General features: G+C 72.0%; 13 protein-coding genes. 2 read left to right on the forward strand and 11 right to left on the reverse strand.

Annotation, left to right across the window (positions count from 1 at the left end; genetic code table 11):
• Positions 1-52: 52 nt before the first annotated feature.
• From ACNYS0_RS16985 to ACNYS0_RS17015, 7 genes are all read right to left on the reverse strand, one after another.
• A complete protein-coding gene (locus ACNYS0_RS16985; RefSeq protein WP_422474607.1) occupies positions 53-1,846 on the reverse strand; it encodes a GMC family oxidoreductase N-terminal domain-containing protein in 1,794 nt (597 codons plus the stop codon).
• 44 nt (positions 1,847-1,890) lie between these two features.
• Complete coding sequence (locus ACNYS0_RS16990; RefSeq protein ID WP_422474608.1) at positions 1,891-3,519, reverse strand: succinic semialdehyde dehydrogenase; 1,629 nt, start codon at positions 3,517-3,519, stop codon at positions 1,891-1,893.
• Between the two features lie 132 nt (positions 3,520-3,651).
• On the reverse strand, positions 3,652-5,292 hold the full coding sequence (locus ACNYS0_RS16995) for a serine/threonine-protein kinase (protein WP_422474610.1): 1,641 nt from the start codon (positions 5,290-5,292) through the stop codon (positions 3,652-3,654).
• Between the two features lie 78 nt (positions 5,293-5,370).
• Positions 5,371-6,963: a serine/threonine-protein kinase gene (locus tag ACNYS0_RS17000; RefSeq protein WP_422474612.1), complete on the reverse strand. Its 1,593-nt coding sequence runs from the start codon at positions 6,961-6,963 to the stop codon at positions 5,371-5,373.
• A gap of 114 nt (positions 6,964-7,077) precedes the next feature.
• Positions 7,078-8,715: a serine/threonine-protein kinase gene (locus ACNYS0_RS17005; protein ID WP_422482683.1), complete on the reverse strand. Its 1,638-nt coding sequence runs from the start codon at positions 8,713-8,715 to the stop codon at positions 7,078-7,080.
• 113 nt (positions 8,716-8,828) lie between these two features.
• The gene (locus tag ACNYS0_RS17010) at positions 8,829-10,949 is read right to left on the reverse strand and encodes a protein kinase (protein WP_422474614.1); all 2,121 of its coding nucleotides are present in this window, start codon (positions 10,947-10,949) and stop codon (positions 8,829-8,831) included.
• 86 nt (positions 10,950-11,035) lie between these two features.
• Positions 11,036-13,015, reverse strand: coding sequence for a serine/threonine-protein kinase (locus ACNYS0_RS17015; protein WP_422474616.1), 1,980 nt, complete (start codon positions 13,013-13,015; stop codon positions 11,036-11,038).
• A gap of 140 nt (positions 13,016-13,155) precedes the next feature.
• Here ACNYS0_RS17015 and ACNYS0_RS17020 point away from each other — a divergent pair, with 140 nt between their 5' ends.
• Positions 13,156-14,211 carry a serine hydrolase domain-containing protein gene (locus ACNYS0_RS17020; protein WP_422474618.1) on the forward strand — a complete coding sequence of 352 codons (1,056 nt, stop codon included), beginning with the start codon at positions 13,156-13,158 and terminating at the stop codon, positions 14,209-14,211.
• 72 nt (positions 14,212-14,283) lie between these two features.
• On the opposite strand, the gene ACNYS0_RS17025 is transcribed toward ACNYS0_RS17020, so the two are convergent.
• On the reverse strand, positions 14,284-15,990 hold the full coding sequence (locus ACNYS0_RS17025; protein ID WP_422474620.1) for a glycerol-3-phosphate dehydrogenase/oxidase: 1,707 nt from the start codon (positions 15,988-15,990) through the stop codon (positions 14,284-14,286).
• Between the two features lie 331 nt (positions 15,991-16,321).
• Between ACNYS0_RS17025 and ACNYS0_RS17030 the strand changes: the two genes are divergently transcribed.
• Entirely contained in the window at positions 16,322-17,575 is a 1,254-nt protein-coding gene (locus ACNYS0_RS17030) for a nucleotide sugar dehydrogenase (protein WP_422474622.1), read from the forward strand.
• Positions 17,576-17,648: 73 nt separating this feature from the next.
• Here the strand turns inward: ACNYS0_RS17030 and ACNYS0_RS17035 are convergent, their stop codons facing one another.
• From ACNYS0_RS17035 to ACNYS0_RS17045, 3 genes are all read right to left on the reverse strand, one after another.
• Positions 17,649-18,773, reverse strand: coding sequence for a GuaB3 family IMP dehydrogenase-related protein (locus tag ACNYS0_RS17035; RefSeq protein ID WP_422408986.1), 1,125 nt, complete (start codon positions 18,771-18,773; stop codon positions 17,649-17,651).
• Positions 18,774-18,904: 131 nt separating this feature from the next.
• On the reverse strand, positions 18,905-20,413 hold the full coding sequence (gene guaB, locus ACNYS0_RS17040; RefSeq protein ID WP_422474624.1) for an IMP dehydrogenase: 1,509 nt from the start codon (positions 20,411-20,413) through the stop codon (positions 18,905-18,907).
• 302 nt (positions 20,414-20,715) lie between these two features.
• Positions 20,716-21,303: a sigma-70 family RNA polymerase sigma factor gene (locus tag ACNYS0_RS17045; protein ID WP_266713169.1), complete on the reverse strand. Its 588-nt coding sequence runs from the start codon at positions 21,301-21,303 to the stop codon at positions 20,716-20,718.
• Between the last annotated feature and the right edge of the window lie 79 nt (positions 21,304-21,382).

Consider the following 21,382-nt stretch of genomic DNA (forward strand, 5'->3'; position numbering starts at 1 on the left):
ACTCGGAGGGGGGTGCGGGTCCTTCTCGTATCGCTCGTGCCGCCGGGAGGGGTCAGCTGGACTCCAGCGGCTCCTTCTTCGGCGGCACCTCGGGCACCGCCAGGAGCGGGAGCTTCAGGGCGCCGAAGGCCTCCGCCGGGACCGCCGGGTTCTTCGGCTCGACGGGCGTGAGCCGCCGGTACGCCGAGCCGATCTCCGGGCGGGTGTCCTCCTCGCCCTTGTTCGGCCAGTACGACAGGGCCCGCTCGGCCTGCGCCGTGATCGTCAGGGACGGGTTCACGCCGAGGTTCGCGGTGACGGAGGCGCCGTCGACGACCGAGATGCCGGGGTGGCCGTAGACGCGGTGGTAGGCGTCGATCACGCCGGTCTCCGCCGAGTCGCCGATCGGGCAGCCGCCCAGGAAGTGGGCGGTGAGCGGGGTGCCCATGAGCTCGCCGACGTTGGAGCCCGCGAAGCCGTTGATCTCGGCCGCGATGGCCGCGGCGCCCTCGCTCGCCGCCTTGATCTGCTTGGGGTTGGGGGCGCCGTGCCCCTGCCGCGCGGTGAGCAGGCCCTTGCCGACGCCGCCCGGCTTCAGGTACGTGGTCAGCGAGTTGTCGAGGGACTGCATGACGAGACCGATGATGGTCTTCTCCGACCAGCGCCGGTTGGAGAGCGAGCGGGCCAGCTGCGTGGGGTGCTTGACGGCGTTCGCCAGCCAGCCGGCCACCCGCGAGGAACCCTCGGCGTAGGGGACCTGGAGGATCGAGAGGCCGCCCATCGAGTTCGAGCCCTTGCCGTAGCGGACCGGCTCGATGTGGGTGTTCTCGTCCGGGTGGATCGAGGACGTGATCGCGACGCCCTTGGTGAAGTCGGCCTTCGCGATGCCGTGCTTCTTCTTGTAGCGCCGGTTCGTGGTCTGCGCGCCGACCAGCGCCTCGGAGTTGGTGCGGGTCAGCTCGCCCAACCGGTCGGACAGGTGCGGCAGTTGGCCGTTCGCCTTCATGCGGTGCAGCAGGGTCTGGGTTCCGTACGTGCCCGCCGCGACGACGACCTTGGGGGCGGTGAAGGTGCGCCCCTTCGCCTTCTTGTCGTCCGTGGGCAGGGTCGCGACCGCGTAGCCGCCGCGCGAGTCGTCGGTCACCGAGACGACCGAGGTCAGCGGGTGGACGACCGCGCCCGCCTTCTCGGCGAGGTACAGGTAGTTCTCGTTGAGGGTGTTCTTCGCGCCGTGGCGGCAGCCCGTCATGCACTCGCCGCACTCGGTGCAGGCCTTGCGGGCGGGGCCCGCGCCGCCGAAGTACGGGTCCTCGACCTGCTGGCCGGGGGCCGCCTTCGACTCGCCCTCAGCGTCCTTGCCGTCGCCGAAGAAGACGCCGACGGGCGCCAGGTGGAAGGTGTCGCCGATGCCCATCGACTGGGCGGCCGCCTTCAGGTGCACGTCGGCGGGGCTCATCGTCGGGTTGATCCGGACGCCGAGCATGCGCTGCGCCTGGTCGTAATACGGCTTCAGCTCGTCCTGCCAGTCCGTGATGTGCGCCCACTGCGGGTCGTCGAAGAACTGCTTCGGCGGCACGTAGAGGGTGTTGGCGTAGTTCAGCGAACCGCCGCCGACGCCCGCGCCTGCCAGGACCATGACATTCCCGAGCAGATGGATGCGCTGGATGCCGTACATCCCGAGCTTGGGCGCCCAGAGGTAGTTCTTCAGGTCCCAGGAGTTCTTGGGGAGGGTCTGAGGGGTGAAGCGGCGACCCGCTTCGAGGACTCCGACCTTGTAACCCTTCTCGGCGAGGCGGAGGGCGGACACGGATCCGCCGAAGCCGGAGCCGATGATCACCACGTCGTAGTCGTAGCCGTCCTGCGTCACGTGTGCGTTCTCCTTTGAACTTTGAACGGTGGGGCGGCCGTTGGCTACTTCAGGCGGAACTTCTTCATCACCGACAGGCTCACGCTCATGAACTTCGCGTACGCCTCGTCGTCCATGCCGAAGGACGGGGCCATCGGCATCACGCGCTGGTGGGCGACCGTCTGCGCCTCGGTGTACTTGAGGATGCCCTCGGAGCCGTGCCGGCGGCCGAGCCCCGACTCCTTCATGCCGCCCATGGGGGACTGCACGCTGCCGTACGCGGGCGCGTAGCCCTCATTGATGTTCACGGTGCCGGTGCGCAGGCGGGCCGCGACCTCGTGGCCGCGCTTGGCGTTCTTCGTCCAGACCGAGGAGTTCAGGCCGTACGGCGTGGAGTTGGCGAGCGAGACGGCCTCGTCCTCGTCGCCGAAGCGGTAGATGGAGACGACCGGGCCGAAGGTCTCCTCGTTGCAGACCGCCATGGGGGCCTCGACGCCGTCCAGGATCGTCGGCTCGAAGAAGTACGGGCCGATGTCGGGGCGCGCGACGCCGCCCGCGACGAGCGTGGCGCCCTTCGCGACGGCCTCGTCGACGTGCCGTGTCACCGTCTCCAGCTGCCGCTCCCCGACGAGCGAGCCCATCTCCGCGCCGTACGCGAGGGACCGGCCGAGCCGCATCCCCTTGGTGCGGGCGGCGAACCGGGCCACGAACTCGTCGGCGATCGACTCGTGGACGTAGAGCCGCTCGATGGAGATGCACAGCTGGCCCGCGGAGGAGAAGCAGGCGCGCACGGCGCCCGCCGCGGCCTTCTCCACGTCGGCGTCCTCCAGGACGAGCATGGCGTTCTTGCCGCCGAGTTCCAGGGAGACCCCGACGAGGCGGGCGGCGGCGCCCTGCGCGACCTCGCGGCCGGTGCGCGTCGAGCCGGTGAACGAGACGTAGTCGGCGTGCTTGACCAGTTCGGGGCCGACGACCGGGCCCTCGCCGAGGACGACCTGGAAGACCTCGGACGGCAGACCCGCCTCGATCAGCAGGTCGCGCGCCCACAGGGCGGTCAGACAGGTCTCCGTGTCGGGCTTCATGACGACCGCATTGCCCGCGACGAAGGCGGGGAGCGCGTCGCCGACGGAGAGTTCGAGCGGGTAGTTCCAGGGCGCGATCTGGCCGACCACGCCGCGCGGCTGGCGCAGCTCCGTCACCTTGGTCAGCGTCGGCACGGCGCCGGTGTGCCCCTTGGGCTTCAGGTACGCGGGGGCCTTGCGGCCGTAGTGCCGGGAGGCGACCGCGACGGCCTGCACCTCCTCGTGCGCGTGCAGACGGGCCTTGCCGGTCTCCAGCTGGATCAGGTCGAGCACCTCGGCCTGGCGGGCGAGCACCAGGTCGTGGAAGCGCAGCAGGACGGCGGCGCGCTTGCGGACCGGCGTCTTCGCCCAGACCTCCTGGGCGGCACGGGCCCGCTCGAAGGCGGTGGCCACGTCCTCGGGCGTCGACTCCGGCAGGTCCGCGAGCTTCTCGCCGGTGAACGGCGTGTGGTTCGCCGTCCGCCCCGAGCCGACCACGTCCTTGGTGAGGCGGGCGATGAGATCCGGCGTCACGACGTCGACGGCCGTGCGGGCGCCCTCGGGGGCGGCCGCGACCGGGTTCGTGCGCGTCTGCTCTGCTGCGTGCTCGGGAGTGGCCTGCGACTGCGTCATAACGGCGAGCGTAAGTCCGGGCATCCGCTTTCGGTACCCATCGGTAACAGGTTTCACCGACTGCACACACCGCGCCAGTGATCGCTGGCAGCAAAGCCGCTGATCAGGGCTTTGCCGCCAACGAACGCGAGTTCAGAGCTTCTTGAGACTCAGGTTGGCCACGGCACCCTTGGCTACCTCGCGACCGCGCTCGGTGAAGTCGCCCCTGCCCGGATAGTCGACCCACAGCCGGTACATGTCGCCCGCCTTGGTCTTGTAGTAGAACGCCTTCGCCTCGCGCGGCACGTCCTTGTCGAAGTCCGTCCCGATGCTCCGCACGCCGTACGTGATCGTGTTCAGCGCGGCGTCGCGGTCCCGGTACGTGACGTTGGGGTCCGTCCTGCTGGTGCTCCGGGTGTCGCTCGACATCGACACCCCGGCGCCGCTGAACGTGCCGCCCTTGATGTCCTCGGAGTCCTTGGAGGCCTCGGCATCGGCCGTGCTCGCGATGTCGGACACCGCTTCCTTGTGGTCCCAGCGCGTCAGGTTCACGGTGATCGCGCCGCTCGGGTCCGCGTACGTCATCACGGACTTGTCGTCCTCGTCCGGGATCGGGACGTACGAGGCCGGCAGCCCGAGGGCCGTGTCCAGCGGCGCCCCCGCCTCGAACTCCTTCCAGCCGTCCGGCAGCGGGCCCGCGAACGGGTTCGCGACGACCAGGTATGCCGCGACGGCCGCCACCACGACGCCCGCGCCGATGCCCAGCAGGGTCTTGCGGCCGAGCCGCAGGCCGCCCTGCGACGAACCGATCCGGACGACCTGGGTGGGCGCCTGCGCGGGCGGCTCGGCGGCCTTCTCCAGGAGGACGCGCACCTGCGCCGCGTTCGGCCTGCTCGCCGGGTCCTTCTGGAGCAGGCCGTTGATGGCGTCGGCCAGCGGGCCCCGCGCGGCGGCGGGCGCGGCCGGTGTCGCGTTGAGCACGGACTGGAGCGTGGCGGGCGTGTTGTTGCGGCGGAACGGGGACACGCCCTCGGTCGCCGCGTACAGGACGACGCCGAGCGACCACAGGTCGGACGCGGGCCCCGGGCGCTGTCCGAGGACCCGCTCCGGGGCGATGAACTCGGGCGAGCCGACGAAGCCGCCGGTGTCGGTCAGATTCGTCTCGCCCTCGATCTGCGCGATGCCGAAGTCGGTGAGGATCACGCGGTCGTGGCGGCCGAGCATCACGTTGTCCGGCTTCACGTCGCGGTGCAGGATCCCCGCGGCGTGCGCGGCCTCCAGGGCGCCGAGCACCTCAAGACCGACGCGGGCGGCCTCGCGGACGCCGAGCGTGCCCTCCTGGAGGACGGCGCCGAGCGAGCGGCCCTGCACGAACTCCATGACGATCCACGGCCGGCCGTCCTCCACGGCCACGTCGTGCACGTTCACGACCGCCGGGTGGTCGAGCCGGGCCGCGGCGCGGGCCTCGCGGCGCATCCGCTCGAAGGCGTTGGCCCGCTCCCGCTCCGGCAGGTGGTCCGGGAGGCGCGGCTCCTTCACGGCGACCTCGCGGTCCACCGTCTCGTCCTTCGCCCGCCACACCGTGCCCATGCCGCCGTGGCCCAGCTTGCTCAGCAGCCGGTAGCGCCCGGCGACGAGGCGGCCCGTGCCCGGGTCCTGCTGCTGCTCGGTCGCGACCTGCGCGGGCCCGGCGTAGGGGTTGCCCGGGTGCGGCACGTGCGGCTGCCGCGGCGGTTGCAGGGCGAAGCTGGTGGGATCGTTCGGGCCGTGTGCGGGTCCCCCGTTGTCACTCATGGGTCCATCAGTACCGCGCGGGAGACGCACGGTTCCACTGGGGTCACGGAGTTGTGACCACGCTGATGCGAGCGCCCCCTACCGCGCGGGCGCCCTGAAGGTGTCGACCGCCGCGTCGAAGTGGGCGCGCGCCCGGTCGGTGTCGCCGACGGGGGCCGAGACCCACACGTCGTACATCCGGCCGCCCTCCTGCCAGCACAGGTCGACGGTGTGCCGGGCACCCTCGGCGGTGGTGAATCCGTCCCAGGTGAACTCCCACAGCGCGGCGTCGTGGCCGTTGTGCGAGGTGTCGGTGACCTTGGCGTCGCGGTAGCCCGGATTGTTCTTCGGCCCGGCGGCGTCGGAGCGCCGCTGCACGGCGCCGGGGCCGCCGCCCTCCGCGGCGGCCGTCCTGATCCCGATGCGGTAGGTCCCGCCGGGCGACGTGTAGAAGACCCGCGGCCCGTCGACGGAGCGCGTGAACCCCTCGGGGACGGCGAGCCGGAAGCCCTCGGGGTCCGCGACCGTGCGATAGCCCTGCGGGGCCCCGGCGTCCGGGGTGCGGCTCCCCGGCCGGGTCACGGTGACGGTCGAGGTCGGCGAGGCGGAGGGCGACGGCGTACGGGTCGAGGCGGACACGGTGGTCGTCGGCGGCGGCGCGGGCGTCTTGCCGTTGTCCCCCGCCAGCAGCACCGCGGTGGCGATCCCGGCCCCCGCGAGCGCGGCCACGAGCGCCGCCGCGACGAGCAGCGCCCGGGTCGACACGACACGTCGGCGCCGCTCCGTCGGCACGTTGAGCTCCGTCGGGGTGTAGAGCACCCGCGGCACCAGCGGGAGGGGCGGCGCGGGCTGCGGCGTCGCCCCGGTGGCGATGTAGGCGCGCAGCAGCCGCTCGGCCTCGTCCAGGTCCATCCGGCGCGCGGGGTCCCGCTCCAGCAGGCCGCGGATCACCGGGAGCAGCGGCTCGGCCTCCTCGGGCGGTCTTATGTCCTCGTAGACGACGGCGTGCAGGATGCCGCCCAACGAGTCGCGGCGGAACGGGGATTCACCGCTCAACGCCGCGCAGAGCAGCGCCCCGAGCGACCACAGGTCGGCCCCGGCCCCGGCCCGCTCCCCCGACATCCGCTCGGGCGCCGTGTACTCCGGCGAACCGACGAAGCCGCCGGTCTCGGTGAGCGTGGTGGCCCCCTCGACCTGGGCGATCCCGAAGTCGGTGAGGACGACCCGGCCCGTCGAGCTCTCCAGGAGTACGTTCGCGGGCTTCAGGTCCCGGTGCAGCACGCCCGCGGCGTGGGCGACCCGCAGCGCGCCGAGCAGCGCGAGCCCGATCCGGGCGGCCTCCAGGGGCTCGACGGGGCCCTCGCGGGCGATCCGGTCGGCGAGCGAGTCACCGTTGACCAGGTCCATCACTATGTACGGGTGGCCCTCGTAGAGCACCACGTCGTGCACGACGATCACGTTCGGGTGCTGGAGCTGCGCCACGGCCCGCGCCTCGCGCAGCATCCGCTCCCGCTGCTGCTGCGCCTCGTCCTCGGAGAGGGTCTCGTCGACGGCGAGTTCCTTGACGGCGACCTGCCGCCCGAGCAGGGTGTCGGAGGACCGCCAGACAACGCCCATGCCACCGCGGCCGATTCTGACCTCCAGCCGGTAACGCCCGGCGATCACACGGGTGTTGTCCCCCTCGGTCCCCATGCGCCCCATCATGCCGCACGGGTGTGCGGACCGAGTCCTCGCTTCCGGTCAGGGGCCGTACGAGTCACGGACATGCGCAACCATGGCTTGATCCTCGCGGTCGGGGCGGCGCCGCTACTGCGCCTGCGGCTCCCGCCAGCCGCGCAGGATCGCGCCGAAGGTCTCGCGGGTCCCGCTTCCGTTCCACTTCTCCGCCGGTACCGCCAGATAGATCGCGTACTCCGTGCCGTCCTCGGCCCGGTAGGTCTCCTCCATGGCGTGCCGGGGGCCGGACGACGCGTCCTGCGTCCCGGCCCTCCAGGTGAACTCCCACCGCGAACCGTGCTGGTCCCGGAACGTGTTGGCGTTCAGGCTCACCCGCTGATAGCCGGGCAGCGTGCGCCGCAGGGTCTTCTCCAGGTCCAGCTGGTGCTGGTACGAGTCCTGCCAGTCGGTCTGCTCGTCGATGGCGATGCGGACGAACGTCTTTCCGCCGTCCGGCGAGTAGTCGATCTGGTTGCTGTCCGCCTGCCGCTGCCAGCCCGGCGGCAGCATCAGGCTGAAGCCCTCGGCTCCGTCGACACGCTTCCAATTGGCGGGAACCGAGCCGGACTTGACGGGCCCCTTCGGTTTCTTGCCCGCCCCGTCCTTGCCCGAGCCCTTCTCCTGTGCGCCGCCCTGGTCGTACGTGGCCCCCGTCCCGGTGCTGCGGTGCTCGGCGTAGTACAGGGCGGCGAACGCGCCTCCGCCGCCGACGAGCGCGGCGGCGAGGACGACGGCGAGCGCTTTCGGCCAGCGCCGCGTCCTGGTGGTGGCCGCGGGGGCCCGGTCGAGGCCCGGGGGTGTCACGGTCGTGGTGGCGGCCGTGCTCATCGGCGTCGGCGGGGGCGGCGTGAAGCCGGTCGGCTGGGCGGGGACGTGGACCTGGGTGGGGACATAGGCCTGGGCCGCGTTCGCCCGGCGGCCCTCCGCCGCCTCGGCGAGCATCGCCTCCGCCGCGTCGGCGTCCGGCCGCGCGGCCGGGTCCTTGCTGAGCAGCGCGCCTATGACGGGCCCGATCGCCCCGGCGTTCTCCAGGGCCTCCGGCTCGTCCTCGACGACGGCCTGCATGGTGGCGATCGGCGAGGTGCGCCGGAACGGGGAGAGCCCCTCCACGGCGGTGTAGAGCGTCGCGCCCAGCGCCCACAGGTCGGCGGCGGGCCCGAAGTCGGTCCCGCGCACCCGCTCGGGCGCGAGGTAGTCCACGGAGCCCACTATCTCGCCGGTCCGCGTGATGGTGGAGTCGCCCTCGACCTGGGCGATCCCGAAGTCCGTCAGCTTGACCTGGCCGTTGCTCGCGAGCAGCACGTTGCCCGGCTTCACGTCCCGGTGCAGCACACCGGCGGTGTGCGCGGCCCGCAGCGCCCGCAGCGTCCACAGGCCGATCCGGGCGGCCTCGGCGGGGGCGACGCGCCCGTCCTCCTTGACCGCGTCGGCCAGCGAGCGGCCCTCCACCAGTTCCATGACGATCCACGGCCGGTCGTCGTGCTCCAGCACGTCGTGCACGGTGACGACGGCGGGGTGGTTGATCCGGGCGGCGGCGCGCGCCTCCGTCTGCGTACGGGCCAGCAGGACGGCCCGGTCCGCCTCGGCCACCCACTGGGCGGCCGTCAGCTCCTTCACGGCGACGGCGCGGTGCAGCACCTCGTCGTGGGCGCGCCACACCCGGCCCATGCCGCCGCGCCCTATGGATTCACCGAGCCGATACCGGCCGGCGAGGACCTCGCCCTGCATCTGATTCACGTTTCCCCGCTAATGTGTCGACCCGGTTCACACTAGGGATCAGTTGCCACGCACGGAACAGCCGGGGTCCCACAGAGACCGCACTGTGACGCTTTGTCGCGGGCTCAACCACCGTAGCGATAGGTCGAGTAGGCCTGCTGATAGAGCCGCGTGACCTCGTCCCGCTCGGCCTCGGGGCCGCGCACCTGCACCACGTGGTACTTGCCGCCGATCACCATCGCGAGATTGCGCACGTACATCTCGCGCCCGTCGGAGCCCTGCCAGGTGAACTGCCCCTCGGCCATGGCCCGCCCGCCGACGTCGATGTTCTTCATGCCGCTCGACGTAGCCCACGTGGAGTCCCGGAACGGCTGCAACTCCCGCTCGTCCTCACGCTGGTACTTCATCGGGTCCTTGCCGTACGTGCCCGTGGAGTCGCGGCCGGGGACGACGATCAGCTCGAAGGCGCCGTGCGCGTACACGACCTGCCCCCGCCCGTTCTTCCCCGTGCGCTGCCACCCCTTGGCGACGGCCACCTCGAACCCCGCGTCGTCCTCCCGGAGCACGAAACCGGGGGCCACATCGGACTGCGGCTCGGTGGAGGAGGGCGTCGAACTGCGCTTGCCCCCGGGCGACGCGGCGGGCTTCGACGGCTCCCGCGACGGCTCGCCGCGGTGCTCGGAGGAGGCGGAGGGCGCGGCGCCCGCGGCGTTCTCCTGCGGGGCGCCCGCCGCCCCGGTGCCCGCGCCCCGGCCCTCCTTCGGCATGAACACCATCGCGTACGCCACCGCGCCCACGAGCCCGAGCAGGATCAGCACCAGGAGCCAGCGCCCGAGCGATCTGGGCCGCCGCTCACGGGGTGCACGCGCGGGACGCGGCGCCCGCTGCACGGCCCGCCCCCGCTTGTGCCGGCCGTGCTGCCCCGCGCTGGCCGGAGCCCGCATCCGGCGCTTGCGGACGAGCTCTCCCCTGCGGCGTACGACGGGCAGCCGGCCCGCGTCGAAGGCGGGCGCGGGGATGACGTTCGCCCCGGCCTCCGGTTCCGGCGCGGAACGCACCAACGACCGCAGCCAGCCGCGCAGTTCCTCGATGTCGAGCCGCTCGGTGGGGTCCTGGCGCAGCAGCGACTCGACGACGGGCCGCACGGGCCCGCACTCCTCGGCGAACGCGGGCGGTTCGGCGCACACCATCTGCACCAGCTCCGGCGTGGACTCCTCCGGATACGGCGCGTGCCCCTGCACGGCGCGGAACAGCAGCGCACCCAGCGCCCACAGATCGGTGGCGGGGCCGACGGGCGCCGCCAACTGCCAGTTCTCCTGCACCGGATGCGCCTGCTCGGGCGCCCACCGCTCGGTGACGGGCCCGACGACGGTCATCCGCACCTGCCGGGCCCGCTCGGCCGAAACGGTGCCACCAAATCCAGCCCCGCCGGCAAATCCAGCCCCGCCGGCGTTTGAGGCGCGGGGTCCGGGGCGGAGCCCCGAGTCGTCACCCCCGGATATGAGCTCGCTCCAACGGGCAGCCGGCACCCCGGTCCTACCGGCGACCGCCCCCGCCCGATACGCGGCAACCGCTCCGGCTCGCGCCGCCCGATAATCCCCCGCCTCCGGCACGGCCTCCGCCTCATCGACGAAGTCATCCGTCTCGTCCGGGAAGTCCGGAACCACGTCGTACCCGCACAACGCCTCTTCCGCCGCCCCGACGGCGAGCCCGGTCAGCATCACCCGCCCGTCGTCGCAGACGAGCACGGTCCGCGCCGTGACGTTCCGGTGCACCCACCCGTGCGCGTGCAGCGCCCGCAGCGCGGTGAGCACGTCGGCGGCGACCTCGGCGGCCCGGTAGGGACTGAGCGGCCCACGGGCGAGCAGCGCCGACAGCGGCCGCGCCGCCACCAGTTCGCTCACGATCCACAGCGAACCGCCCTCGGCGAACACGTCGAAGACCTGGTCGAGGCCGGGGTGGTCCGGGATCCGCGCGGCGGCCTGCACGGCCTCGACGGCCCGCGCCACGGACGGTTCCGCGGCCTCCCGCCCCACATCACCGCCGGGCCTGAAGCCCTCCGGCAGCCCGTCGGCGTCGAGCACCTCCGCCTCGACGACCTCGGGCAACGGCACCTGCCGCACGAGGACTTCCTGCCCGCTGTACGTGTCGAAGGCCCGCGTCTCGGCCGAGGACTCGTACGCGTCGGAGGAGAGGACCGGCAGCCGATACCGGCCTGCGAGCACCCGCCCCGCGTACTCGTCCACGACGCCTCCCCCTGTTCCACCGGCTCTGCCGAGCGACTGCGCACGGTCCGCAAGGATTCACGATACGTGCCGGGCGGCTCACTGGTTCAGGACTTGGGCTTGAACGTCTGTGTGAATGTCTTCCAGGTCGTCTTGCGCTGCTTCCCGCCCCAGTCGGAGTCCTTGGCGGTGTACATCAGCCCGTATCCCAGCGAGCCGTTCACGACCGTCCCGCGGTCTATCGAGTGCCACTTCGTGCCGCCGTCGACGTAGGTGAACTCCCAGTCGGCCGTCTTCCAGTCCCGATAGTCCACCGAAGCTATCCGCACCCGGTGGTACTGGGGGCGGGTCATGTACTTCTCCTGGCCGTACCAGTCCGCGACCGGATCGGACTTGGGGCTGTTGGTCCAGCCGATCAGCAGCCGCTGCCCGTCGGGCCCGGTGAAGCGCGCCCCCGCCCGCTCCGTCGTGACGTACTTCCACCCCTTGGGCAGCCCGATCGAGAAGCCCTTGGAATGCTTGTACGTCTCCTTGACGGCCGCGCCCGACTTGCCTTCGGCGTCACCGCTCGGCGAGGAACTCGCGCTCGCCGAAGGAGACGCGGAGTCGCTCGCCGACGCGCTCGCGGAGGGCTTCTTGTCGCCGCCGGAGTCCTTGCCCTTGTCGGCGTCCTTGTCGCCGCCCGCGTTCTTGTCGCCCGCGCCGGCCGTGGCGCCGGACGAGGCGTTCTTGTCGCCGCCCTTCGCGTCCGCGTCGTCGCCGTTGTTCAGGACGAGGGCCAGTATCCCGGCGAGCACGACGAGCGCGACGACGAGCGCGCCGATGACGAGGGAGCGGCCCCGCAACGCGTCCGCGAGGACGGCCGCGCCGCCGGGGCGCGCACCACCCGCGGCCGGTCCCGCGGGCGCGGTCGCCGCGGGCTCCTCCGACCTTCCCTTCGGGGCCGTCGCGGCGGCGGCCGCCTTGCGGACGTTCGTCAGGGCGCCGCGCACCTTCTCCGCGGCCTCTCCGCTCCTGGCGGCGACACCGGCCGCGGCGGAAGCGGCAGCGGCCTTGGCGGCGGCCGCCGAAGCGCCCTTCTCCCTGGGCTCCTTGCGCTTCTTCGGCGCGGGAGCGGGCGGCAGCGGCACCACCTTCGTGGCCTCGACCGGCTCCGGCTCGGGGGCCGGCTTCGGCTCCGGGGCGTGGATGACGTCATTGAGCATCGCCCGCGCGGCCGCGTCGTCGAGCCGGTGGTCGGGGTCCTTCTCCAGCAGCCCGTAGATCACCGGCTCCAGGAGCCCGGCGTTCTTCGGCGGGTCCACCGGCTCTGTCATGACGGCGGTCAGCGTGGCGATCGCCGACCCCTTGTCGTACGGCGGGACGCCCTCCACGGCCGCGTACAGCAGACCGCCGAGCGACCACATGTCGGCGGCGGGACCCGGCTTGTGACCGCGGGCGCGCTCCGGCGAGATGTACGAGGGGGCGCCGACCAGCATGCCGGTCGAGGTGATCGAGGGGTCGCCCTCGACCTGCGCGATGCCGAAGTCGGTGAGGACGACCCGGCCGTCCTCGGAGATCAGCACGTTGGAGGGCTTCACGTCGCGGTGCAGGATGCCCTCGCGGTGCGCGGAGCGCAGCACGTCGAGCACGGCGAGCCCGACCTCGGCGGCCCGCCGGGGTTCGAGCAGCCCGTCCTCGCGGATGGCCTCGGCGAGGGACATGCCCTCGACCAGCTCCATGACGATCCACGGCCGGTCGTCCTCGTCGACCACGTCGTAGACCGTCACCGCGCCGTTGTTGCGGATCCGCGCGATCGCCTTCGCCTCGCGCAGCGTGCGCGTGATCAGGCGGCGCTTCTCGTCCTCGTCGATGGCGTTCGGGAACCGCAGCTCCTTCACCGCCACCGTGCGTCCGAGCGTCTCGTCCTTGGCCCGCCACACGGTGCCCATGCCGCCCCGGCCGAGCACGTCGCCGAGCCGGTACCGGCCGGCGAGCAGCCGGCCCTCCGGGGCCGTCACCGACGCCCCTTCGGCGTCCCGACCGGACGAATCCTGACGAGTGCCCTTGTCTTCACGGGCCTCGCCCGCCCGCTCCGCCTCCGACATGCGTCCCCTCTAGCAACCCGCCCTGACAGAGCCTTCATTGTCCCATCACTGGACCACCACTCCGCGCGCCGGGTCACCCCCACCCGACACGCACAGGAACGTCCCACAATGGTGGCCCGCACCGCCGAAAGGGACCGTCGTTGCCCGCGTTCCGGACGCTCCTGGCCATACCGCTGACCTTGGCCGTGCTGTGCCTGACCCAGAGCAGCGCGCCGGTCCCGAAGGCACCCGCGGACGACACTCTTCCGCTGCTCGTGACGCGAGGCAAGGCCCCGTCGGCCGCGCTCCTCGCAACCGAGGGCTCCACGGGCCACTTCACCACCACCAGCCCCAGTCTCACCCGCTCCGATCATGTGCGCGCGGGCAGCATCACCAAGACCTTCATCGCGACGGTGGTCCTCCAACTCGCCGCGGAGAAACGCCTGAAACTCTCCGCACGCGTCACCTCCTACCTCCCCTCCCTCACGGCCGCCCGCGGGCTCACGGTCCGCTCCCTGCTCACTCAGACCAGCGGCCTCTACGACTTCACGGCCGCCACCCACGGCCGCACCCCGCTGGCCCCCAGGACGGTGGCGGCGCTGTCCCTGTCCGAACCCCGGACGGCACGGCGCGGCACCTGGTCGTACTCCAACACCAATTACGTCCTCCTGGGCATGATCATCCATCAGGTCACAGGCCATTCCTACGCCACGGAGGCCCGCCGCCGCATCATCACCCCGCTCCGCCTCACCGGCACCACCTTCCCCGGCACCCGCACCACGGTCCCGAGCCCGCACGGCCCGGACGCGGTCCGCCTCGACCCGCGCACGGCCGGGGCCTCCGGCGAGCTGATCTCCACGCTCCCCGACCTGAACCGCTTCTACGCGGCGCTCCTGGAGGGCCGCCTGCTCCCGCCCGCCGCCCTCCGTACGATGCTCAACACCCGCCCCGCGGGCGGCCATTACGGCATGGGCCTCTACCCGGAGAAACTGCCCTGCGGCACCACGGTCTGGGGCCACAACGGCCGCATAGCCCACACCTACGTCCGCGCGGCGGCGGCACGAGACGGCTCACAGGTCGTCACCTACCGCACGACAAAGGCGACTTTGTCGGACGACGGATCCCCCGAGCGCCGCTTGCTCACAGCAGAGTTCTGCACTTCAAGCCCGGCCGACAATTCAAGCCGGACCGGCAATTCAAGCCCCGCCGGCGATTGAGGCGCGGGGCCCGGGGCAGAGCCCCGCGACCGCAACCCCGGCTCCGCGCAACGAGACCCGCCCCACCGGAGGTCACAGCGGCACGATGTCCGGCGCACCGAGCCGCGCCGCATCGGCCGTGAGGTCGTCCGGCTGCCGCTGCGACTCCCGCTCCGCCTCCACCCGCTTCTCGTAGTGCTCGACCTCGCGCTCCACCTGGTCCTTGTCCCACCCGAGGACGGACGCCATCAGCTCCGCCGCCTCCCGCGCGCACCGCGTCCCCCGGTCGAACGTCTCGATGGAGATCCGGGTGCGCCGCGTCAGCACGTCGTCGAGGTGCCGCGCCCCTTCGTGCGAGGCCGCGTACACCACCTCGGCCCGCAGATAGTCGTCCGCGCCACCGAGCGGCGCCCCCAACGCCGGGTCGGTCGAGACCAGTTCGAGGACCTCCTCGGCCAGCGCCCCGTACCGGTTGAGCAGGTGCTCGACCCGCACCACGTGCAGCCCGGTGCGCGCGGCGATCCGCGCCCGCGCGTTCCACAGCGCCCGGTACCCCTCGGCGCCCACCAGCGGCACCTCCTCGGTCACGCACTCGGCGACCCGCTGGTCGAGCCCGTGCACGGCCTCGTCGACGGCGTCCTTGGCCATGACCCGGTACGTCGTGTACTTGCCGCCGGCCACCACGACGAGGCCCGGCGCGGGGTGCGCGACGGTGTGCTCGCGCGACAGCTTGCTGGTGGCGTCGGACTCCCCGGCGAGCAGCGGCCGGAGCCCCGCGTAGACGCCCTGCACGTCATCACGCGAAAGCGGGACGCCGAGCACGGAGTTGACGTGTTCGAGCAGGTAGTCGATGTCGGCGCTCGATGCGGCGGGGTGCGCCTTGTCGAGGTCCCAACTGGTGTCGGTGGTGCCGATGATCCAGTGCCGTCCCCACGGGATCACGAAGAGGACGCTCTTCTCGGTCCGCAGGATGAGACCGGTCGTCGAGTTGATCCGGTCCTTCGGCACGACGAGGTGGATCCCCTTGGACGCCCGCACATGGAACTGCCCGCGCTCGCCGACCATGGCCTGCGTGTCGTCGGTCCACACGCCCGTCGCGTTCACGACCTGCTTGGCGCGGATCTCGTACTCGCCGCCGCCCTCGACGTCCTCCACGCGCGCGCCGACGACCCGCTCGCCCTCCCGCAGGAACCCGGTGACCCGCGCGCGGTTGGCGGCCTTGGCGCCGTACATGGCGGCGGTGCGCACCAGGGTCGCCACGTACCGGGCGTCGTCCATCTGCGCGTCGTAGTACTGGAGCGCGCCGGTCAGCGCGTCCTTCTTCAGGCAGGGGGCGACCCGCAGCGCGTGCTTGCGCGTCAGGTGCCGGTGCATCGGCAGTCCCCGCCCGTGCCCGCGCGCCATGGACATCGCGTCGTACAGGGCGACCCCCGACCCGGCGTACACCCGCTCCCACGCCTTGTGCTGCAACGGGTACAGGAAGGGCACCGGCTTCACGAGGTGCGGCGCCAGCCGTTCGAGCAGCAGTCCGCGCTCCTTCAGCGCCTCGCGGACGAGCGCGAAGTCCAGCATCTCCAGATACCTCAGCCCGCCGTGGATCAGCTTGCTGGAACGGCTCGACGTGCCGGAGGCCCAGTCCCGCGCCTCGACGATCCCGGTGGACAGGCCGCGGGTCACCGCGTCGAGCGCCGTGCCCGCGCCGACCACTCCGGCGCCCACCACGAGAATGTCCAGCTCACGCTCGGCCATGGCGGCCAGGGCCTGCGCACGCTGCTCGGGTCCCAGTGTCGCTGCCTTCACTGCTGCCTCCCGCTGTCGTCGGCGTGGCTCACGCGTGTGGTGTTCCCGGCCTCATGCACCTCGAAGCACACGGCGCGCTCTTCCTACATGCCCCGATTCTTCACCCACTGCCCGGTTCGGGCCAGTAGGACCCCGCGGGCGTGCACCTGTGGACAACCTGCGGAGACTCGCGGCGCAACACTCGCAAATCCATCGCTCAGCAATGCGGCATATCGGTCATATTTACTCCTAGTCTGACATTGCGCTCGCTCATCCTGTCCACAGGGCTTGCGCCCTCGTCCCGCTCCGGCTAATGACCGGGTCCGCTCCTCGGGAAAGGACGGCAACCGCCATGCCCGCAGACCTCGCCGTCATCGGCCTCGGCCACCTCGGCCTGCCCCTCGCACAGGCAGCCGTGGCGGCCGGGATCGCGACCATCGGCCACGACCCGGCCCGCGCCCGGGACCTCGCCGCGGGCCGGCTGCCCGGCGGCGGCGACGCGGCGGCCCTCACCGCCGCGGACCTCCGCCGCATGCTCTCCGCGGGCTTCCGCCCCACGGCCAACCCCGCGGAACTCGCCCGCGTCCGCACCGCCGTGATCTGTGCCCCGACGCCGCAGGGCCCGGACGGGGCGCCGATGCTCACCCCCGTCGTCGAGGCGACCCGCACCCTCGCCGCCCGGCTCCGCCCGCACACCACGGTGATCATCGAGTCGCCCGTGCCGCCCGGCACCACGCAGACGCTCCTCCTCCCCGTCCTCGAAGAGGGCTCAGGGCTCCGCGCGGGCCGCGACTTCCACCTCGCGCACGCCCCCGGCCGCGTCGACCCCGGCAACCGCCGGCACCCCTACACGTCGACCCCCAAGGTGATCGGCGGCCACACCCCCGCCTGCACCGAGTCGGCGGCCACCTTCTACAGCCGGCTCACCGACAAGGTCGTACGCGCGCGTGGCCCCCGCGAGGCCGAGACCGTGCACCTCCTGGAGACCAACTACCGGCACGTCAACATCGCCCTGGTCAACGAGATGGCGGTGCTCTGCCACGACCTGGGCGTGGACCTGTGGGACGTCATCCGCTGCGCGGAAACCAAGCCCTTCGGCTTCCAGGCCTTCCGCCCGGGCCCCGGCGTCGGCGGCCACGCCCTCGCCCAAGACCTCACCGGCCCGCACCTGCCGACCCGCCCCCTGCGCATGGTCGAACTGGCCCGCCAGGTCAACCAGCACATGCCGAGTTACGTGGTCCAGCGCGCGGCCACCCTCCTCAACGAGCACGGCAAGTCCGCCCGCGGCGCCCGCATCCTCCTGCTCGGCGTCACCTACAAGCCCGACCTCGCCGACCAGCAGGCGGCCCCCGCCGAGGAGATCGCCACCCGCCTCATGCAACTCGGCGCCGCCGTCAGCTATCACGACCCCTACGTCCCGTCCTGGAACGTCCTGGACCGCCCGGTCCCCCGCGCCGACTCCCTCTACGAGGCCGCGGCCGACGCCGACCTGACGATCCTGCTGCAACAGCACCGCACGTACGACCTGCAAGGCCTCGCCGTGAAGGCCCAACTCCTCCTGGACACCCGCGGCGCCACCCCGGCCGGGGCGGCCCACCGCCTCTGACCGCCCAAAACGGGTCGGGCCCCACCGCTCCGGTGGGGCCCGACCCGTTTCCCGCTACGACACAGCGTCAGCGCTACCGCTTGTGCGTGGCGTCCGCGACCGTGACCTCGACCCGCTGGAACTCCTTGAGCTCGCTGTAGCCGGTCGTCGCCATGGCCCGCTTCAGCGCGCCGAAGAAGTTCATCGATCCGTCGGGCGTGTGCGAGGGACCGGTCAGGACCTCCTCGGTCGTACCGACCGTGCCGAGGTCGACCTTCTTGCCGCGCGGCACGTCCTCGTGGACGGCCTCCATACCCCAGTGGTGACCGCGGCCCGGCGCGTCCGTGGCGCGCGCCAGCGGCGAGCCCATCATCACGGCGTCGGCGCCGCAGGCGATGGCCTTGGGGAGGTCGCCGGACCAGCCCACGCCGCCGTCGGCGATGACGTGCACGTAGCGGCCGCCGGACTCGTCCATGTAGTCGCGGCGCGCGGCGGCGACATCGGCCACGGCCGTGGCCATCGGCACCTGGATGCCCAGCACGTTGCGCGTGGTGTGCGCGGCGCCGCCGCCGAAGCCGACGAGCACACCCGCCGCGCCGGTCCGCATGAGGTGCAGCGCGGCCGTGTACGTGGCGCAGCCGCCGACGATGACCGGGACGTCCAGCTCGTAGATGAACTGCTTCAGGTTCAGCGGCTCGGCGGCACCGGAGACGTGCTCGGCGGAGACCGTGGTCCCGCGGATCACGAAGAGGTCGACGCCCGCGTCCACGACCGCCTTGGAGAACTCGGCGGTGCGCTGCGGGGAGAGCGCGGCGGCGGTGACGACACCGGAGTCGCGCACCTCCTTGATGCGCTGCTTGATCAGGTCGGCCTGGATCGGCGCGGAGTAGATCTCCTGGAGGCGGCGGGTCGCGGCCTCGGGCGTCAGCTCGGCGATCTCGTCGAGCAGCGGCTGCGGGTCCTCGTAGCGGGTCCACAGACCCTCGAGGTTGAGGACGCCGAGTCCGCCCAGCTCACCGATGCGGATCGCGGTCTGCGGCGAGACGACGGAGTCCATGGGCGCGGCCAGGAACGGCAGTTCGAAGCGGTAGGCATCGATCTGCCAGGCGATCGAGACCTCCTTCGGGTCGCGGGTGCGCCGGCTCGGTACGACGGCGATGTCGTCGAAGGCGTACGCGCGGCGTCCGCGCTTGCCGCGCCCGATCTCGATCTCAGTCACGTTGGGGGGCGCCTTTCACATCTGGGTCCCACTTGGGCCTTGCCTGTCCAGTATCCCTGACACACGCGTGTGGGGCGGCCCCGGTGATCCCGGACCGCCCCACACCCCTTGGCGTAAGGGATGACCTGCTGTTACTTACTACGGCTGTAGTTCGGCGCCTCGACCGTCATCTGGATGTCGTGCGGGTGGCTCTCCTTGAGGCCCGCCGAGGTGATCCGGACGAACCGGCCGTTGTCCTGGAGCTCCGGAACCGTACGCCCGCCGACGTAGAACATCGACTGGCGAAGGCCGCCGGTGAGCTGGTGCACGACGGCCGACAGCGGGCCGCGGTAGGGCACCTGGCCCTCGATGCCCTCGGGCACGAGCTTCTCGTCGGAGGCGACGCCCTCCTGGAAGTACCGGTCCTTGGAGAAGGACTTCCGGTCGCCGCGCGTCTGCATGGCGCCCAGCGAGCCCATGCCGCGGTACGACTTGAACTGCTTGCCGTTGATGAAGAGCAGCTCGCCGGGCGACTCCTCGCAGCCCGCGAGCAGCGAGCCGAGCATCACGGTGTCGGCGCCGGCGACGAGCGCCTTGGCGATGTCACCGGAGTACTGGAGGCCGCCGTCGCCGATGACCGGGACACCGGCCTCCTTGGCGGCGAGCGAGGCCTCGTAGATGGCGGTGACCTGCGGGACACCGATACCGGCGACCACGCGCGTGGTGCAGATCGAGCCCGGTCCGACACCGACCTTGATGCCGTCCACACCGGAGTCGATGAGCGCCTTGGCGCCGTCACGGGTGGCGATGTTGCCGCCGATGACGTCGACGTTGCCCGCGTTCGACTTGATCTTGGCGACCATGTCGCCGACGAGGCGCGAGTGGCCGTGCGCGGTGTCGACGACGATGAAGTCGGCGCCCGCCTCGATCAGCGCCTGCGCCCGCTCGTAGGAGTCACCGGCGACGCCGACCGCGGCACCGACGAGGAGCCGGCCCTCGGAGTCCTTCGCCGCGTTCGGGTACTGCTCGGCCTTCTTGAAGTCCTTGACCGTGATGAGGCCCTTGAGGATGCCCGCGTCGTCGACCAGCGGAAGCTTCTCGATCTTGTGGCGGCGCAGCAGCTCCATGGCGTCCACGCCGGAGATGCCGACCTTGCCCGTGACGAGCGGCATCGGCGTCATGACCTCGCGGACCTGACGGCTGCGGTCGTTCTCGAACGCGATGTCGCGGTTGGTGACGATGCCGAGCAGCTTGCCGCCGCCGTCGGTCACCGGCACGCCGGAGATGCGGAACTTGGCGCAGATCGCGTCGGCCTCGGCGAGCGTCGCGTCCGGGTGCACCGTGATCGGGTCCGTGACCATGCCGGACTCGGAGCGCTTCACGAGGTCCACCTGGTTCGCCTGGTCGGCGATCGACAGGTTGCGGTGCAGGACGCCCACGCCACCCTGCCGCGCCATGGCGATGGCCATGCGGGACTCGGTGACCTTGTCCATCGCGGCGGACAGCAGCGGGATGTTCACCCGCACGTTCTTCGAGACGTACGAGGCGGTGTCGATCTGGTCGGGCGCCATGTCCGACGCGCCCGGCAGCAGCAGCACGTCGTCGTAGGTCAGCCCGAGTGTCGCGAATTTCTCGGGCACTCCGTCGACGTTTGCAGTCATGACACCTTCCCCAAATGGCCTTGATCGGTGCGGATGTCCATGCTAACGGCCCGCAGGGGCGTCTCATTCCACGATCAAGATCATCGGCGTTCTTTGGACGTTCACACGTGCGCGCCCGGGGACACGTGCTACTGCTCGGCGAGCGCCCGGAGCCGACTCAGGGCCCGGTGCTGCGCACTGCGTTCTCCTGGGGGGCGACCCCCAGACCCCCAGCCCGAAATCCCGGGCGGACGGCCCCAGGCCCCGATCCACACGGCCGGCGCCGCGCCCTCACATCCCCCGGCCACTTTCGGGCCCTCCGGCTACTGCTCGGCGAGCGCCCGGAGCCGGCTCAGGGCCCGGTGCTGCGCGACGCGCACGGCGCCGGGTGACATGCCCAACATCTGTCCGGTCTCCTCGGCGGTGAGACCGACGGCGATGCGCAGCAGGAGCAGCTCCCGCTGGTTCTGCGGAAGGTTGGCGAGCAGCTTCTTGGCCCACGCGGCGTCGCTGTTGAGCAGCGCCCGCTCCTCCGGACCGAGGGAGTCGTCGGGCCGCTCCGGCATCTCGTCGGAGGGCACGGCCGTGGATCCGGGGCCGCGCATGGCGGCGCGTTGCAGATCGGCGACCTTGTGCGCGGCGATGGCGAAGACGAAGGCCTCGAAGGGCCGCCCGGTGTCCTTGTAGCGCGGCAGTGCGAGCAGCACCGCGACGCAGACCTCCTGGGCGAGATCCTCCACGAAGTGCCGCGCGTCCCCAGGGAGCCGGGAAAGACGCGTGCGGCAGTAGCGGATCGCGAGGGGGTGGACATGCGCGAGCAGATCGTGCGTGGCCTGCTCGTCACCGTCCACGGCGCGGCCGACGAGCGTACCGATGACCCCCTGGGGCGTCGCTGCCTCGTCGTCACGCATCGGTCCATGGTGCCCCGACGCCTTCCCGCCCGTGACACCGTGCCCGTAGTTGTGCACCGAAGCGTTATGAGCAGGTGCG

It is taken from the genome of Streptomyces anthophorae, assembly GCF_049310305.1.
Classification (GTDB): domain Bacteria; phylum Actinomycetota; class Actinomycetes; order Streptomycetales; family Streptomycetaceae; genus Streptomyces.